This is a genomic window from Hymenobacter sediminis (assembly GCF_003231285.1).
Lineage (GTDB): Bacteria > Bacteroidota > Bacteroidia > Cytophagales > Hymenobacteraceae > Hymenobacter > Hymenobacter sediminis.
In genome coordinates this window covers 444,661-460,534 of record NZ_QKNS01000001.1, presented here as the reverse complement: position 1 = coordinate 460,534, position 15,874 = coordinate 444,661, and the positions used below count along the sequence as shown (strand labels likewise).

General features: G+C 55.1%; 16 protein-coding genes. 4 read left to right on the top strand and 12 right to left on the bottom strand.

All coding sequences use genetic code 11. The features are described from left to right. Positions 1-108: 108 nt before the first annotated feature. Positions 109-738 (top strand): class I SAM-dependent methyltransferase, encoded by a 630-nt coding sequence (locus DNI29_RS01950; RefSeq protein ID WP_123823032.1) that lies wholly within the window; start codon positions 109-111, stop codon positions 736-738. A gap of 233 nt (positions 739-971) precedes the next feature. Here DNI29_RS01950 and DNI29_RS01945 read toward each other — a convergent pair whose 3' ends face one another. Then, positions 972-1,931 carry a DUF389 domain-containing protein gene (locus tag DNI29_RS01945; RefSeq protein WP_110976383.1) on the bottom strand — a complete coding sequence of 320 codons (960 nt, stop codon included), beginning with the start codon at positions 1,929-1,931 and terminating at the stop codon, positions 972-974. 417 nt (positions 1,932-2,348) lie between these two features. On the opposite strand from DNI29_RS01945, the gene DNI29_RS01940 reads away from it, so the two are divergent. Next, on the top strand, positions 2,349-3,434 hold the full coding sequence (locus tag DNI29_RS01940; RefSeq protein ID WP_110976382.1) for a PAS domain-containing sensor histidine kinase: 1,086 nt from the start codon (positions 2,349-2,351) through the stop codon (positions 3,432-3,434). Positions 3,435-3,446: 12 nt separating this feature from the next. On the opposite strand, the gene DNI29_RS01935 is transcribed toward DNI29_RS01940, so the two are convergent. After that, a complete protein-coding gene (locus DNI29_RS01935; protein WP_110976381.1) occupies positions 3,447-3,884 on the bottom strand; it encodes a BLUF domain-containing protein in 438 nt (145 codons plus the stop codon). A 224-nt stretch (positions 3,885-4,108) separates the two neighbouring features. Here DNI29_RS01935 and DNI29_RS01930 point away from each other — a divergent pair, with 224 nt between their 5' ends. Further along, positions 4,109-4,684 carry a BLUF domain-containing protein gene (locus DNI29_RS01930; RefSeq protein ID WP_162303476.1) on the top strand — a complete coding sequence of 192 codons (576 nt, stop codon included), beginning with the start codon at positions 4,109-4,111 and terminating at the stop codon, positions 4,682-4,684. A gap of 142 nt (positions 4,685-4,826) precedes the next feature. Here DNI29_RS01930 and DNI29_RS25300 read toward each other — a convergent pair whose 3' ends face one another. Genes DNI29_RS25300 through DNI29_RS01910 form a run of 4 tightly spaced genes read right to left on the bottom strand, consistent with a single transcriptional unit; the run spans position 4,827 to position 7,974 of the window. Then, positions 4,827-5,090, bottom strand: a complete 264-nt coding sequence (locus DNI29_RS25300) for a DUF4932 domain-containing protein (RefSeq protein ID WP_369073967.1) — start codon at positions 5,088-5,090, stop codon at positions 4,827-4,829. Positions 5,091-5,111: 21 nt separating this feature from the next. After that, positions 5,112-5,807 (bottom strand): LytR/AlgR family response regulator transcription factor, encoded by a 696-nt coding sequence (locus DNI29_RS01920; RefSeq protein WP_110976378.1) that lies wholly within the window; start codon positions 5,805-5,807, stop codon positions 5,112-5,114. Further along, on the bottom strand, positions 5,804-6,868 hold the full coding sequence (locus DNI29_RS01915) for a sensor histidine kinase (protein ID WP_110976377.1): 1,065 nt from the start codon (positions 6,866-6,868) through the stop codon (positions 5,804-5,806). The genes DNI29_RS01920 and DNI29_RS01915 overlap by 4 nt, the downstream gene beginning before the upstream one ends. Then, a complete protein-coding gene (locus tag DNI29_RS01910; RefSeq protein ID WP_110976376.1) occupies positions 6,868-7,974 on the bottom strand; it encodes a DUF4932 domain-containing protein in 1,107 nt (368 codons plus the stop codon). The genes DNI29_RS01915 and DNI29_RS01910 overlap by 1 nt, the downstream gene beginning before the upstream one ends. Before the next feature lie 532 nt (positions 7,975-8,506). Between DNI29_RS01910 and DNI29_RS24710 the strand changes: the two genes are divergently transcribed. After that, positions 8,507-8,683, top strand: coding sequence for a hypothetical protein (locus DNI29_RS24710; protein WP_202910357.1), 177 nt, complete (start codon positions 8,507-8,509; stop codon positions 8,681-8,683). A gap of 74 nt (positions 8,684-8,757) precedes the next feature. On the opposite strand, the gene DNI29_RS01905 is transcribed toward DNI29_RS24710, so the two are convergent. The 6 genes from DNI29_RS01905 to DNI29_RS01880 all read right to left on the bottom strand — a co-directional run bounded on the left by DNI29_RS01905 (position 8,758) and on the right by DNI29_RS01880 (position 15,770). Continuing rightward, the gene (locus tag DNI29_RS01905; protein WP_110976375.1) at positions 8,758-11,169 is read right to left on the bottom strand and encodes a T9SS type A sorting domain-containing protein; all 2,412 of its coding nucleotides are present in this window, start codon (positions 11,167-11,169) and stop codon (positions 8,758-8,760) included. 272 nt (positions 11,170-11,441) lie between these two features. After that, entirely contained in the window at positions 11,442-12,128 is a 687-nt protein-coding gene (locus DNI29_RS01900; RefSeq protein WP_110976374.1) for a sterol desaturase family protein, read from the bottom strand. 66 nt (positions 12,129-12,194) lie between these two features. After that, the gene (locus DNI29_RS01895; RefSeq protein WP_110976373.1) at positions 12,195-12,716 is read right to left on the bottom strand and encodes a shikimate kinase; all 522 of its coding nucleotides are present in this window, start codon (positions 12,714-12,716) and stop codon (positions 12,195-12,197) included. A 102-nt stretch (positions 12,717-12,818) separates the two neighbouring features. Beyond that, the gene (locus DNI29_RS01890) at positions 12,819-13,877 is read right to left on the bottom strand and encodes an ABC transporter permease (RefSeq protein WP_110976372.1); all 1,059 of its coding nucleotides are present in this window, start codon (positions 13,875-13,877) and stop codon (positions 12,819-12,821) included. Positions 13,878-13,963: 86 nt separating this feature from the next. Then, positions 13,964-15,070, bottom strand: a complete 1,107-nt coding sequence (locus DNI29_RS01885) for a BT_3928 family protein (protein WP_110976371.1) — start codon at positions 15,068-15,070, stop codon at positions 13,964-13,966. Positions 15,071-15,206: 136 nt separating this feature from the next. Then, positions 15,207-15,770 carry a DUF1599 domain-containing protein gene (locus DNI29_RS01880; RefSeq protein ID WP_110977261.1) on the bottom strand — a complete coding sequence of 188 codons (564 nt, stop codon included), beginning with the start codon at positions 15,768-15,770 and terminating at the stop codon, positions 15,207-15,209. Positions 15,771-15,874 lie beyond the last annotated feature (104 nt).

The window sequence follows — 15,874 nt, the reverse complement described above, 5'->3', positions numbered from 1 at the left end:
GGTAGTTTGCATTCCACGCCCTGAGACTATTAACCTTTCTCCGTGTCCCTTGTTGCCGTTACCCTGGGCCAAATGTCCCTTATATAGCTCTATCCCGTATCTATGCCTATGTCATCTTCTGCTAAAAGTCCGCTGTGCGTCAACCAAGAAGCCTTGTCATTGCTGGTCCTCACCGACCTGCCCCTGGAAGCCCCAATTCTGGACCTAGGGGCTGGCATCTCTACTTTTCTGGATGCACTCCTGATACAAGGCTACACCAACCTGATTGCAGCCGATGTTAGCGCGGCAGCCTTAGACGCGCATCGCCGACAACTCTCGGCCAAACAGGTCGAGCACGTACTCTGGCTGGTAGATGATGTTACCCATGCCGATGAGTTACGCACGCTGAGTCCAATTCTGCTCTGGCACGACCGGGCTATGCTCCCATTGCTGTGCCTACCCCAGCAACAACGCGCCTACTGCGAAGTGCTTGATCATATGGTAGAGCCCGGCAAAGGCTGGGTACTGCTGAGTGTGGATTTACCTGGCGAACAAGCTTCTCCGGGTGACTTACCCCGGCAGCCTTATACGCTGGCTGATCTAGTCGCCTTACTAGGTAGTGACTACGTCCTGCACGAGCAGCGAGAGTATGTACAGGAGTTGGCAAACGGGGTGCAGCTGCCCGGCATCTATGCCCTCTTCAGGCGGCGGGAGCAAACCAGTAAACCATTTCGCCAGAGTGCCTCAAGCCCGTCCTAGACTGGCCAAAATTCCAAAAACAACGGTCTGTATAAGCCAAGCCTAGCCAATGTGGCCTACCCATATCAGCTAGCAATTATGCTCCCGAACCAGCTATCAGTAACGCCCGGGTCAGGCTGGCCTTGTTGGCCCTGTGCCAGGTAGGGATAGGCTATAGGCTGAAGAAGAACACGACAAAAGAACCAAGAAAGCACCAGCCGAATGGTCGGGACTTTCCTGGGTTTGGGCATAATCTACACAAGGGGTTGACGGCGGTGCAAAAAGCGCTGCTTAAGCCATAAGAAGGGGGCTCCCAGTACCAAAATAAAGCCCCAATCTGCCCCAAATCTTTGTAGCCCCTCCCAGGCCAGGTCTGGCCGCCCTACTGCCAGCCCGGCTCCTACCAGTGCAGCTGCCGGAATAAAGGCCATGGCAATCAGGGGACCGGCCTGAAAGCTGCGCCGAAAGGCAGCCAGCATTACTACCCCGGCCAGAGCGCCTGCCGCGGCCACTAGCAGCTCCATCCACCGCGGGTGCGCTAAATGCTGCACTTCCGCGTTACCGGCCAGCATCTGCGCGTCCATTTCTCCTACCCCTACCAAGAGCGCGGACGTAGCAGCCGCGGCCAACATCAGGGCAGCGTAGCCAGCGCCGGCTGAGGCCAGGGCGCGCCCTAGCAAATCCCAACGGCGTAGCACCAGGGCCAGGGCAACGGTAGTCATGGAGTCAAAGCCCGGAGCAATAATGGCCGAGGCGACAAAGGCTACAGCCTGCGGTACTGGCTCGGATACCAGGCCCACGGCCGCAATTACCCCGCCCAGCGCCATAAGCAGCAAGTAGTTCACCGTGATGCGCCCCTGATGACGCAGCCCGCTTTCCATTTCCTCCCAAATTGCTTCGTCACGGTCCCCTCGTATGACATGGTGCGAATCCGGTGAGATGAAGCTGGTGGCCTCGCTGGTAACCGCACTCAACTCTGCTTTAGGTACAGCCGTCTGCACACGCCGTAAGACTTCATCGGCACCCCGGTTCAGCACATGCACAATCAGCACGTCGCCTGCTGGTTTAAGGGAAGCCCCTCGTTGCAGGGTTAAGCCAATCACTTCTTCCAAAGACGTGAGCTCGGCCTGCAGAGAATCTGTAAGGTGAGGGGGAATGGTAAGTTCGATGGTGCGGTGCATGGGCTGGTCGTAAGTACCCTCTGCAACGGTCAACTCGACCAGGGGTTACTCAGCTGGTATTCATATAACCTATGCAGCTAGCCCTACCCCTGCTGTTAGTGACAAGCCTATGCCGGCGGAAAGTGCCAGGAAGAGGGCGCAAATTACCCGCGCAAAACCAGCCCTGGCCTCAATACATAGTGGCTTACTCTTCTGACTATCTCGCCTATTGCCCTTGTGGCAGCTGCCAGCTGCATACCAGGCACGCTGGATGAGCCGTTGCACGGATGGTAGTGTTGCCTACCCCCAATTTGTGCATCTACAACTGGCCTACTCTTCCTACAAAAGCACAGCGCAAGCACAAACCAATCACAGCTCGACGGTATAATATTTTGGGTAGTTTATTTTCCGGGTCGGGAACGGTTCCTGTAGCCAGTAGCTTTGAGGCTACGATCCTTCTGGTTACGTCCGATGCCTGCTGATATATCCCTGTTCCGCTCCCTGCTCACGCGCACTTCTACCGTTTACTTTTCCTACCACCTGCCGGACCGGCGCTTGGTATACGTGAGCCCAGCCTATGAACAAGTAACGGGGCAGCCGGTAGAGCAGGCCCAGCAGGAGGTTCCGACTTGGCTGGCTGGCCTTCACCCCGATGATGCGCGTCTGCTGCGCCACGCCCTGCGCCAGGCCCTGCGGGGAGAGATGGTGGAAGGCATTGAGTTGCGCCGCCCACTAGCAGGGGCGCGGGAGCAGTGGCTGTGCCTGAGCGTGTGCCGGGAGCGAGATGCCGCTGGGCAGTCGTACCTGAGTGGCAGCGTAGAGGACATTACCCGCGCCAAGAACACTAGCCTCCACGCCCAGCAGTTCAACACCAAAAAGGATGCTACGCTGGAGATTCTCTCCCATGACCTGGCCGCTCCGCTGGTGCTCTTGCAGCAGCTTACCCAGCACCTGCGAGCAGAAACGGACTCTCCCAGCGCGCTAACCCAGCAGTTGCTGGCGCTAATGGAGCGCACCTGCACCGATGGAGTGAGCTTAATTCGGGACTTTGTGGATGGCGAGTTCATGGCCTCCGTCAACGTAGACCTCAAGCGGGAACGGGCCGACCTGGTGGCCTGGCTCCGAACCATGATGACGGAATACCAGCAGTCCCAGTGGCATACGCACCTACAGTTCGCGTTTGAAGCTCCGGCTACACCTCTCTACGTGAGCTTCGACATCAACAAGCTCCAGCAAGTGTTCAACAACCTCATTTCCAATGCTATTAAGTTCACCCCCGATGGCGGGCGCATCAGCGTGACCATCGGGCATAAGGGCGAGCAAGCACTGGTCACGGTGGCCGACACGGGGGTAGGCATTCCAGCGCAGTGGCAGGCGGTTCTATTCGACAAGTTTACCAAGGCGCGGCGGACAGGCCTGCGAGGAGAAAAGACCAACGGCCTGGGCATGTCCATCATCAAAACCATTGTCGAACTGCACGAGGGACGCATCTTCTTTCAGACTGCCGAAGGGGTAGGCACCACGTTTAGCATCGAGTTACCTGCCCTACCGGCCTGAGGCCAGCATCTATTAAGATAGCCCATGTGACCGCTCGGAGGAAAAACTAGCCAGCAGGTCACGGATTAGCTCATCTTGACTTCCTTGTAAGGCTTGGTGGAAGGTTTCGCTTTGCGGATCAATGTAGCCAGCCAACTGCCCAAACGCCTCCGTACTCAGCACCTGAAAGCCCATCAGCCAAGAGCTAAACGCGCGCGCCGGAATAGGGCCATCGGCTAAAATGAGCAGGTCCCGGTGACGATGGTCCTGTTGAATCAGTTTAAACAAGCGGCGTAACGGTTCTTCCTCTCCCTCAATCAGCTGCATAAAACGCTGCTCCTGTTCACTGTAGAGCAATACTCCGGTGATGCCGTCACGTTCATTGTTCTGGCGCCACTGGCGCAGGTAGGTCTGTAAGTCGGCCTCGGTCACGGGAAGCGTGGCCGCACTAATGTATACAATATGCTGCATGCAGACGGAAATAGGGCCTCAAGTATACCTCTTACCAGAAGCTGAGTCAAGCTCAACAGGACCGCCAACGGCCTCAACCGTTAGCCTACTCCCGTACGCGAACTAAGTAACCGAGGGAGAAGCACACCTAGGTAGCGCACGGTCAAGTTGCCAGCCGCTACTGTTAAGTGCATTGTGGTACATCAGGCAAACCCTTTCGGCTAGCACTGCCCGTATATAAGCGCGTGGAACAGCATCTTACCCCCTCGCAGCGCCAGGAGGCGCTGCTTCGTCTGGCGGCCTGCACAGCCGATCTGCCCCTACCCCTACTAGCGCACCGCATTCGTAAAACAGGCGGCGCATCACATACACCTTCGGCTTCCTGTGGACCTGCCGGGGACCCACTCCAACAATTGGTCTATCGGAGCAGGGCGCGCCACCCTTTTGCTGAAGAGCAGTTAGTTTCCTTGCTAGAGCAAGCCCGCACCCACAATGAATACCACGGGCTGACGGGGCTCCTCTTTTACTACCAGGGCCAGTTTATTCAATTTCTGGAGGGCTGCACACCGGAGGTAGAACCGCTTTACGCGCGTATTCAACAGGACCCACGCCACGGGCAAGTGACAACCTTGTATCAAGGAACCAGTACGCAGCGCGTATTTACCGGGTGGAGTATGGGCTTTGCCGAGCCAGGAGCAGAGGAGTTCTACTGGCTACTTGACTATCTGGAAACTCAGCAGCACCGCTTGTTACTGCCGAAGATTCCTATTCCCGAACCCGACCTGCAAAGGCTGCTCGCCCCTTGGGTAAGTGAAGCTTAGCGTAATTCTATTTGCGGCCGTTTGCCTTTGTTCCTTTTCGCGCTAAGCCTGGCAATCGGGCCCAAAGCTGCTCCGTCAGTTCCGTGTGCGGCCGCACTATCTGCCATGAACGGTATGCTGCCTGTGCAGCCGCTAGCAGGATTTAGGAAGCCTTCTTTTCCAGGAAGGCTATAATTTCCGGGTAAAACGCCTCTAAGGATGGGTAGCGTTTGCGATGAGCAGTGTATTGATTTAACAAAGCATATAACTCGGGCGCCTGTCGGTAGTGGGTAGCCTGAGCCGTTATTTCTTCTTGCCCGCGGGCTGCCCCATGCTGAACTGCCAGAATGTGTGCCACGCAGGTGCGTACCAGCAGTTCGTCCACTTCGTTTTGCCAGTCAGCTCGTAAGCAGCAGCAGAAGCACACGGTGACGGCCGTGAAAAGCACTTACAGCCTGCCGTAAAACGCGCTCCGGTAGGCATCCCCCACGGGAATAACCATGGGGGCTGCTCCCCGGATGAAAATTCGGCTGCGCTCTACGGTATGTATGTGAGCCAGCGAAACGATAAATGACTTGTGCACGCGTACAAACCCGGAAGCAGGCAGGCTCGCCTCCAGGCTGCTGATTGTTTGGCGGGCTATAATCTTCTCCGTGGCTGTATGGATGATTACATAGTTTTGAAGACCTTCCAAGTAGAGCACCTCCGCCAAATCAACCCGCTGCATGCGATGTTCCGTCTTGACGAACAGGTAAGGGCGAGGGGTAGCAGCCGGCGCCGGACGTAGGCGGCGCTGTGCCTTTTGGGCCGCCTGGTAGAAGCGCTCGAAAGAAATGGGCTTCAGCAAGTAATCAATTACATCGTGCTCGAAACCTGCCAGAGCGTGCTCAGGGTAAGCAGTCGTCAGTACTACCTGCGCGCGCCGGTCCAAGGCCTGCAGGAACTGCAGGCCCGTTAGCTGCGGCATCTGGATATCCAAAAAAATCAAATCGACCTGCCGCTCTCCTACCCAATTCAGGGCCTCCACTGGATTTTCGCTGCGGCCGGCTAACTGCAGGAAAGGCACCTTCGATACGTAGTCGGTTAGCAGATCGAGGGCCAGGGGTTTATCATCTACTACCAGGCATTGGATAGGATCGGTCATAAGTCGAGGTGAAGCGTAACCTGAAAGTCGGTAGGCGTATCGTTCACAGCTAGTGTGTGCCGGGATGGGTAAAGCAGCTCTAACCGGCGCCGCACATTGGCAAGCCCAATTCCGCCGAGCTGGTCCTTTTGCTGGTGGTTCTTGGCATTGTGCAGGCAAAAGTCCAGGGTGGTGGCCGTCAGGTCGAGCTGGAGGGTAACCGGCTGGGCGGGGTCGGTGAGCACCCCGTGCTTGAACGCGTTTTCGACAAACGACACCAACAAGAGTGGCGCAATCACCTGCCCGTTAAGCCTACCCCGGAGTTGGTAGTTGAAGTGTAGATTGTCTTTGGCACCTAAGCGCTGTAACTCGATTAGTCCGCCCAGGTAGTCTAGTTCACGGGTTAGCAACACCCGGTCGTGGTGCGCTTCGCGCAGCATATACCGCAGCAGCTCCGAGAGTTTCAGCAGCGCCCCCGGAGCTGCATCCGACTTCTGATATACCAGCGCATAGATATCGTTGATGGTGTTAAAGAGGAAATGCGGATTCAGTTGGGAGCGTAAGAACGTCAGCTCGGCAGTGGTGTTGGCCTGCTGAGTCTCGCGTTGCCGCCGTTCGGCCAGCAGATGATGCCGGATAAATGCGTAAAGCAGCCCGTAGAGCACGTAATCAAAGTAATACCGGACGCTGTTCTCGACAAACCACTGCGCCGTGAAGGCTTTGTTTAACTGGTAGTTGTCGAAGCCGAGAAACGGCTTGAACACATGAAACTCCAGCCCATAGCGTAGGGTCGTAATCAGCAGTAGGGTCAGCACCAATCCCATGGTTGCCCGCCCAACAAGTGGCCAACTCAGCGCGCTCCCCAGCACCGGACCGGCCACCAGCCCTACGGGTAGGTAAAAAGCCGTTGCATTGATGAGCAGGTAGCCCAGCCCGAGCAGCCAGTACGCAGTTGCTGCTGTGCCGGGCGCCAAGTACGTGGTCGGGCCGTACATGGAAACGACGTCTTTAACCAGAAGCAGCGCCCAGATCAGCAAGTGAACGGGCCATTCGGGAAAGGAGCGCGGCCGGGCAGCAGTCATTAATTTGTCGAGGCGGCGGTGGGATACTTGCGGGCCAAGTACGTTAGAATTTCGGGGAAGAACTCTCTGAAATCCTGATAGGCATGCTGGCCACTATACTTCGTCGAAATCACGTCGGCAATGTCGCCGGCATACTGAAAATCACTGACTACTTCCTGGGCGGCCTGTTTACGGGCTTCTTTCGGCAGCTGATACTGTCGGAATAAGGCAATGACAATGCCGCGCACCAGATTCTCGTCGAAGCAATGCGCCCAGTCCTGGATATTATTGCGCTTCATGCCCGCGTCAGCCCCGTTGAACAGATACGCCAGCTTACTGATATCGGCTCGGTATTGCTGCTGAAGGGCGTGCGTATATAGATGACTACCTTCGTGCCAAACCATCATCACCGATTCAGCGCCGAGGCTGAAGGTAGGCACGCTCAAATCAGTCGACTCGTGGTTAAGAAAGCCTACATTGTACACAACCCGGTCGGCGTAGCGCGGATTGAGTTTTTGGGACATAATTGCATGCGCGCCCCAGCTATTCAGCGGGTCCAGATAAATGGTCCAATGGGCGGCTTTCGTGCGGAAGCGGTACAAGGAATCAAGCTTATCGATCAGGCCTTCACGGGCTAGCCGGGCGTGTACGGGTTCGGCCCAGGCAGCATAGTCAACCTGATGCTGCTGATAAAAAGCCCAGAAATGGCTATCCTCGGAGAACTGCCTGCAGAGCCGGATGTAGGTCTGTACCGAGTCTTTGCCGTTCAGAGTGTACCAGTCCGTGTGCGACGGGTAGTGAATGCGCACAGCAGGAAAGTTATCAAGGCAGTAGCCTAATTCTGGTAAGTCAGTGTATACCTTCTTGAGTTTCCGGGCGTATTCCACTGCTGGATGATTGGCGCACGGCGCAAAATAGGTCTCTGTTTCTTTCGCGTAACGTGACTTATTAGGCAGAGGATACTTCCCCGCCAGCAGTTGCACAATCGTCAAGAGCTCTATGCCTGGGTGCACTGTAACCGTTACCCGGTTAGTGGGCGGTGGAGCAGTTGCAGCGCGGAATTGAGGTTGAGCGACCATTTCTTTAACAGTCAGTAGAACAAGCAGCAGGGTAAGAAGCCTTTTCATAAAGTGAGGGGGTAGGAATATGAAACCTCAGTGGCATCATCAATCAGATTGATGACTCGAAAGAAGCTCCTATGCTCGGGTTACCTCACTTAGATTGACCAACCCTCCATTTTCGTTGACCAACGCCTAGTTGACTGGTTAAGCAATGCTCTAGCGGCTGGACGATTGATAAGTATGCGTAAAAGCGCCTTTAACGAAGGTCATGGCTGCATAATGGAGTAATTATATACCCTCTAGCTATGCCCCGATGGACCGTACGTCAAGAAGTAGAATGAATAACTTATCACCTAGCCTTAAGTAAGATGGGGTAATACTGAAACACCAATTGGCACATATCCTCTGTGAGCATAAGTACATTGAAACACCACAGATAAACTCAGGAGGGTGCTGCTCCAAAACGCCGCCTATCTGATAGCAGGCGGCGTTTTTTGTTTATCAGCTTGCTCAATTATCAACTTTTTCCGGCTGGAGTAGTACATACCACAAGAGCTGTATTGTGTGGCTCGTGTTCCACCTTCTCTCCCTGCTTGCTATGACTACCTTCCGCTTTCCCCTCGCTTTGTTTTTCTTAGTGCTGCTTACCTTTTCGCTGAGCAGTTGTGATGCCATTGGCACCATTTTCAAAGCCGGTGCCTGGACGGGGCTGATTGGGGTATTCCTGATTGTCTTGCTGATTTGGTTTGTTGTGAACCGCTTCCGCCGCTCTTAATAGCTGCGGCAAACGTAAGAACATAAAAAAGGCCTCCCTGTGTAAGGGAGGCCTTTTCATTGCTGCTAGTTCATTTATTCCTTAACAACTCGGATGCTTTGCGTGCCTTGGGTCGTGCTAACCCGAACGATGTAGATACCGGCTGGTTGGCGCTCCAGCGTGAAGCTACCATCGGGGTTCACAACAGCGACCTGCGTGCCAAGGATGTTAAATACCTGAGCTTGCAGAACGGAAGCTTCGGTGGGCAGTAGCACGCGGAAGTTTTGTGCACCCGGGTTAGGCGTTACCTGAGCCACTGCGGCTTTGCCCATGCTCACTACAACCACTCCCGATAAAGCCTCCGTGCCATCAACATCTATCTGGCGCAGACGGTAGTAGTTCAGGCCAGCGGCAGGGGTAGCATCCGTGAACTGGTACTGCTGGCCGGTGCTGGTAGTGCCTTTACCTACTACTGTTCCTATAGCCGCGAAGTGCTGTCCCGTAGCACTCCGCTCGACTACAAAACGAGCGTTGTTCAACTCGGCAGCCGTTTGCCAGACGCACTGTACTGCGCTACCCATTGGGTTAGCCGTGAAGGCTACTAACTGCACCGGCAAAGGTGCTGCCACGCGCGAGGAAACACTGAAGGGAGAGAAAGTGGTGATACCGCTGCGGTTTGCGCGGAAGATGGCAGTTGTGTTGGTAGTAGCAGCCCCGTCACTCGATACGCGCGAAGCAGCAGTTGCTGCTCCTTTATCGAAATAGGGCTGAGCGCTATTGGTCAGGTAATGCGCAACATAAGCCTTTGAGCGGTCGAATGCAGTAGTAGCATCTCCTCTCACCTCATCCACCTCATTCCATTGCAAACCCATGGTGATGTCGGAGTTGCCTTTAACTTCCTCGCTGATCAACCAGGTTTTCTTGACGTTCTGGTTGGAAACGGCAGCACCCGCCCCGTTTTCGGCAGAATCGTAGCGGCTGTACATTCCGTCAATAACCCGAACAGCGTATACATCTTGGTTGCGGGCGGTGGTGCTGTTCGGCTGCCGCAAATAAGCAGGTGTGTAGCTACCCGCAGAAGTACCTACTGGGTACACAACGTCAACACCCGTATTAGCTACCGTTTGGCGCAGGGCTCCTTTTCCGTTGGTTACAACGAAGGCTGAAGCTGTAGTTCCTTGTACCGTGCCCCCGCGCTGGATCGTAAGGCTATAATCGCCTAAGAATAGATTGGACAAACTAGACGATGCACCGGCGAACAATAGGTTGCCATTCACCAGGGTATTGCCCGACAGGAACTTGTTGCCTCCACCACTTAGCTGCAAATTTCCATAAGCAACTGGTGCCACACGGATCTGAGCAGTTGGAGTATAGTACTCCACAGTACTGGCGTTATCCAGCTGGCCTAACGTGAATGTGTAATTAGGCTGCTCAATGGCTAGGGCTGCATTGCTGCTAAGATCAACTCGGCCAACAATATTGTCGTTGCCAGCGATATACAGCCGACTTGCCATAGTAGCACCGGGTAGGCCTACAACTATCCGGGAATTCAAGCCATTCACTGTCCAGACGGCATCATCAGTGGCTGAACCTATGCGGCTGGCTGCATTATCTCCAGTAGTAGTGGTGTTGCCTTGCACGTAGTACGTTGCGTTGGGCAGAGAGAAGCTGAAGTCGCCTGGTAATGAGCCGGTGCCGTCACTACTGGAACTCCAGTTTGCTACGTCATCTAGGTTACCGGTAGCCCTGGAATAGAAGACGTTTGTAAATGGAGCAATTACAACATCATCAATGGAAAGGCCATTGCCGTTGGTGGTGTTATTCAGGACATAGCTCCACCGAATCATAATTTCCTCGCCTGGAGCCAGGTCAATCCCACTGAGAGTAGTTTGCCGCACCCGACGGTTAGAAGTGGAGTTGCCATCACGGCTGGCAATAACCGTAGCGGTGGAAGGCGCATCAACCCCCAAATCAGTGATAATCGTCCAATTCCCGGCGGTACTGAGCAAACTGTTTGACTCAACCCCTACTGGCGTTTTTCGATATGCCACATCTACACGGGCCTTGTCGACCTTTCCTGAGTTGTACCAATGCTCCATAGCATACACAACATCCAGGCTACGGATTACAGAGTTGCTACCATTTTTAAGCCGAATTCCGACGTGGCCTATTCCGTCGCCGGTGGTGGTGGCAGCAATACCTCCGAAAGAACGGTCCGACGCCATATCACCAGTAGCATCACCGAAATGATAGTAGCTAGCCGTGGTGGTAGAGCCATTATTCGCATAAAATATGCCGGGGGTATAAGGGCCCGTTGCAAATTCTGCTTGGGCATAGACGCCAGGCAGCGTAGCATTGTTGCTAAAGGCCTGATTTCCGGTAAGCGTATTAAAGTCTTGAACGTATGGAGCCAGATCAGCATCTGTAAACACATGCTGGGCTACACTAGGCACAGAACAAAATGAAGCCAGCACTATGCTGGCTAGAGCAGGGTAGGATTTTCTCATAGCGGGACGAAAGGAAGGAACTACGAACACTTCAGCTTCAACCCACTCTACCTATAGTACAAATGGATGTGGCTGATTTGGAAAGTTAGTTCGCCACCTTCCCTATGCAAGGCAAATCATTTCCTATTTCGGTACAAGCCGCAATTAGACATGATTTATCCAAATCAATCCTGCTTATATCTTAAAAAACTAATGAATTGAACTAGCTTTTATAATGCAAAAAGGCTCGTCAGGGAACAGACGAGCCTTTCTAAAATTGGGATTACGTTGTCTTAAGCAGACTTTTTAGGTGTCTTGCTAGGCATGGTACCTACAATGTGGTCCCAGAGGGTAGTACTCACCCCGAAGGCAATTTCATCTTGGCGGTAGTGGTGCTGGGCGTGGTGGTGCCACCAGAACTTCAGGAAGTTCTTTGGTGGGGCATATACGTGAATGGCATAGTGTACAAACAGGTACAGGGCATACCCAAACACGAAACCCGCCAGAACACCCAAGCCAGCGTAGCCAAACGTGAAGCGGAAGATGAAAAACAGCAGCGAAGTCACGAACACCGTCAGGATGGGAGGCATAGCCAACCGGGTTTCGTCCTTCGGAAACTCGTGGTGCACTCCGTGCATGGTGTATTGAAACTTGGCCTTCCGGGGCGTATCCGTATCCATGTGATACACGAAGCGGTGCATCAGATACTCGGCCAGGGTAAAGAGCAGCCAACCGAACAGAAACAGACCGAACGCCGAAAGGCCCGTCATGAGGCCGCGGCTAAGGCCGTAGTACAGGCTAACAGCCGCTACGGAGAAGAATATAGTCAGCGGGGCTGCAATGTGTGTGTGGGTAAGCCGCTCCAGTACAGGATTCTCGAACAGGCGGGCCGAGCCCTTATGTTTGGGCTTAATGGCATCGGGGGTTTTAGCAGGTGTTACTACACTGCTGATTTCCGGGGCTTCGGGGGTAGTATTCATACCAATACAGGAATGATGAAGGCGCAAAAGTACGTAGGGCAGCGCAAATGCCGGACCAATACTAGCTTATGCTGTAGCATTGTAGCGCGCCACCAACTGCTGCACAGCCTCCAAAGAGCAGGTAGGCGCTGTGCAGCGCAGCGGCGCGCGGTCGTAAAACTGTTGGCGGGCCGCTAAGGTTTCGTGCAGGCGTGTTTCAAGGGCTTTGGCATCCAGATGGCCCGCCAGCAGTGGCCTGCTTGCGGCGGCAACCATCAGGCGCCGTACTAATTCCTCCACCGGTACAGCCAAGTACAGCGTCAGGCCGGCTGCGAGCAGCACTTCCAGGTTGTGATGAAAGCAGGGAGTACCACCGCCGGTTGCGAGTACCAGTTGGGGGTAGGCGGCTACTACCTCCCGTAGCACATCGGCTTCGCGCTGCCGAAAGTATTCCTCACCGTCCTGGGCAAAGATTTCGGATACGCTCCGCTGCTCGCGCCGCACAATTTCCTCGTCCAGATCAAGAAACGGGACCTGATACGCTGCAGCCAGCCCCCGACCCAGGGTAGTTTTGCCCGCTCCTGGCATGCCGATGAGGTAAAGACGCATAATAAGTGGTGGGAGGCATGTTGTGGATGCCACCGGGGCAAAGGTGCAACATGTTGCGCTAGCACCACATGAGCAAGATCAGCAGCAGGCCGCTGGCGCTTGCTACCCCAGCTTCACGCGTGGGTCAAGCACGGCGTAGAGCACATCGACTACAATGTTGACGAGTACAAACAAGGCCGCAATAAAAATGGTAGCACCCATGACCACGGGAAAATCGAGGTTCTCGACGGCCCGCAGCGTAACGGTGCCCAGGCCCTTCCAGTTGAAAATGTACTCGATAAAAAATGCCCCCGCCATCAGGGAAGCCAGCCAGCCCGACACGGCCGTAATTACCGGGTTCAAGGCGTTTTTGAGAGCATGGCCTACCACCGTGCGGTAGCCCGAAAGCCCTTTGGCGCGGGCCGTCCGGATATAATCTTGGCTCATCACATCGAGCATCGAGGAGCGGGTAAGCTGCACAATAACAGCCAGGGGCCGAATGCCCAGGGCTAAGGCTGGTAACAACAGGTTTTTCAGCACCAGATGACGCCCTGAGAAAGGGTCCGTTTCGTAGAGCTGCCCCGTCAGGTTAAGACCCGTCCAGGAGCTCCAGTAGAACCCGAACGTCATAGCAATGAGGATGGCCGCTACGAAGGAAGGGACCGAAATGCCCAGTACCGAAGTAGACACTAACGCCCGATCAAGCCAAGAGTGCGGCTTGAGGGCAGCTACTACCCCCAGCCCAATACCCAACACCGCCGCCAGCAGCATAGCGGCCAGGGCCAGCCAGAGCGTGCCGGTAAAGTGGTCGAGCAGAATACTCAGCACCTCTTTGTTGCTTTGGAAGGAGCGCCGCAGGTAGGGAGTTTTCAGCACCAGGCCTTGCTTACTTCCGAGGGGTAGTACCTGCACGCCGCCGTATTTCGCTACCCCCGCTGAGTCGCGCGGGTGCACGCCCACCGGCGACACATCGTTGAGGTAGCCCAGCAGCTGGCCCGGCAGGGGCTGGTCAAGGCCTAAGTCGGCGGCAATGGCGGCGCGGGTAGCGGCGTCGGAGCGCTGGCCGGCCAGCAAAGCCACCGGGTCGCCGGGCAGCACCTGAAACAGGAAGAATACCGTGAGGGCTACCCCTACCAGTACCAGCACACCCTGCCACAAACGGCTCAGAATAAAACCTAGCATCTTGTTCAGTTGCCAATTGCCGGTTACCGGTTGTCAGTGAGCAACAGAACAAGCTGGCCCCTGGCAACCGGCAACCGGCAACTGATTTATAGCAGCGTTTCGAGCTTGCTGGCGTCGGGAATGTCGTGGTAGTGGAACTTGCCTTTTACTACCCCGTTCTGCAATACAATAAAGCCGGGGTTCGAGCGAATCATTGACTTCAGCACGGTAGCATCGGCGAAGTAGTAGGTACCCGGCAGGTTTACATCGTGGCGGAAAGCGTCGAAATCCTGCGGGCTGCTGCTCGTGATGATAAGCGGCCGGATTTGCTTGCGCGACTTGGCGGCGTCCTCCATCAGTTGCGTGATGTCCTTGAACCGGTCCCGGTCGGCGGTGGTGGCGCTCTGCACAATCAGCAGCAGCTTGTTACCCGTCAGCACCTCCTGGGTATGGTCTTTTCCTTCAGCATCGAAAATGGCAAAGTCCGTAATGACAGGCTTAGACGTCAGGGGGTTTAGCACCTCCATGCTCTTGTACTTCCAGGTCGAGTCAGTAGGGTACTCCGTGAAGGTCTTGGTTTCGCCGTTGCGCTCCATCACGTACTGATACTTGGCCTGCTCCTGGGGCTTCATCAGCTTGGCAATGTCGTTGCCCTCCTTGTAAGGCAGGAAATCGAAGTAGGGCAGGTGGCCCAGGGCGCGTACCCCAATGCCAATAGCCACGGCCGAAGCCAGCGTAATGTACATCACGCCCAGCGTGCCCTTGGCAAACACCCGGCGCAGGTAGCGCTGGTTATAAAACACCACGGCCCAGAGTAGCAGCAGGAACAGGTCCTTGGCAAACGAGGTCCAGGGCGTGAGCTTGATGAAGTCGCCGAAGCAGCCGCAGTCGGTTACCTTGTTGAAGGCGGCCGAGTAAAAGGTCAGGAACCCGAAGAACACCAGCAGGGCCAGCAGTACCCACAGGGTTTGCCGCAGCATCCAGCGCAACAGCACGGCTACCCCCAGCACTACCTCCAAGGAACTCAGAAAGATGCTCAGCGTGCGGGAATACGGGATAAAGATTTCAAAGAAAGAGCCGAAGTCCTTCGAGAAAACCTCGAAATATTCTTCCAGCTTCAGGGCCGTCCCAACGGGGTCGTTGAGCTTGACCAGCCCCGAGAAGATAAACACGACGCCCAGCAGCAGCCAGCAAATACGGGTAAGTTGTTTCATGAACTACGGGGAGTAGCAGAGTAAGTGAGTAGCGAAGTAACCGCGCTACCGCTGATGCAGTTGCTTTGCAAGCAAGGTTTCAACACAAGCGGCTGAGGCTGATACGCAAATGTAGGCTCAGGAGCTGTTTACCCAACTATTCTGCTACCCCATCAGCCTCAGCAAACCCCATCTTAATTAGCACAAACACGGCGTAGTTCAGCATGTCGCGGTAGTTGGCCTCCACGCCTTCCGATACGCGGGTCAGGCCACCCAGGTCCTCAATCTGCTTGGTGCGGTGCAGCTTCATCAGAATAATGTCGGTAATGCTTTCAATGCGCATCTGGCGCCAGGCTTCGCCGTAGTCGTGGTTTTTAGCGAACAGCAAGCGGCGGTTTTCGGCTACCTGCTCATCGTAGGCCAGGGCCACGGCGGCCGGTTCCAGTTCCAGCGGAGCTTCAGCGGGCAGCCCAAGCTGCATGAGGGCAATGATACAGTAGTTGATGATGGCCACGAACTCCTCCTCTACCCCATCGGCAACCAGCTGCGTGCCTTTTTCCTGAATGCTGCGAATGCGCTGGGCCTTAATATAGATTTGGTCGGTAACGGAGGGTAGGCGCATAATGCGCCAGGCCGTGCCATAGTCGTGAGTTTTAGCCAGAAACAGCTTGCGGCACCGCGCAATGACCCGGTCGTATTCGTGCTGGGTTTGATTCTCCAAGTTTTTCAGCCTATTTTGTTGCAATCCGCCCATTGTCATGCTGACAGAGAAAGCCGCTCGCGGGAAGGTGTTCAACGCCTTGCTCCGGCAGCTCGCGCCGGGCC

What these genes read in the sequence shown, in the direction of transcription:
- DNI29_RS01885 (WP_110976371.1), bottom strand. Translation starts at nt 15,070, where the DNA reads ATGAAACAACTTACCCGTATTTGCTGGCTGCTGCTGGGCGTCGTGTTT.
- DNI29_RS01940 (WP_110976382.1), top strand. Translation starts at nt 2,349, where the DNA reads ATGCCTGCTGATATATCCCTGTTCCGCTCCCTGCTCACGCGCACTTCT.
- DNI29_RS24710 (WP_202910357.1), top strand. Translation starts at nt 8,507, where the DNA reads ATGACTACCTTCCGCTTTCCCCTCGCTTTGTTTTTCTTAGTGCTGCTT.
- DNI29_RS01935 (WP_110976381.1), bottom strand. Translation starts at nt 3,884, where the DNA reads ATGCAGCATATTGTATACATTAGTGCGGCCACGCTTCCCGTGACCGAG.
- DNI29_RS01905 (WP_110976375.1), bottom strand. Translation starts at nt 11,169, where the DNA reads ATGAGAAAATCCTACCCTGCTCTAGCCAGCATAGTGCTGGCTTCATTT.
- DNI29_RS01900 (WP_110976374.1), bottom strand. Translation starts at nt 12,128, where the DNA reads ATGAATACTACCCCCGAAGCCCCGGAAATCAGCAGTGTAGTAACACCT.
- DNI29_RS01890 (WP_110976372.1), bottom strand. Translation starts at nt 13,877, where the DNA reads ATGCTAGGTTTTATTCTGAGCCGTTTGTGGCAGGGTGTGCTGGTACTG.
- DNI29_RS01910 (WP_110976376.1), bottom strand. Translation starts at nt 7,974, where the DNA reads ATGAAAAGGCTTCTTACCCTGCTGCTTGTTCTACTGACTGTTAAAGAA.
- DNI29_RS01895 (WP_110976373.1), bottom strand. Translation starts at nt 12,716, where the DNA reads ATGCGTCTTTACCTCATCGGCATGCCAGGAGCGGGCAAAACTACCCTG.
- DNI29_RS01920 (WP_110976378.1), bottom strand. Translation starts at nt 5,807, where the DNA reads ATGACCGATCCTATCCAATGCCTGGTAGTAGATGATAAACCCCTGGCC.
- DNI29_RS01915 (WP_110976377.1), bottom strand. Translation starts at nt 6,868, where the DNA reads ATGACTGCTGCCCGGCCGCGCTCCTTTCCCGAATGGCCCGTTCACTTG.
- DNI29_RS01950 (WP_123823032.1), top strand. Translation starts at nt 109, where the DNA reads ATGTCATCTTCTGCTAAAAGTCCGCTGTGCGTCAACCAAGAAGCCTTG.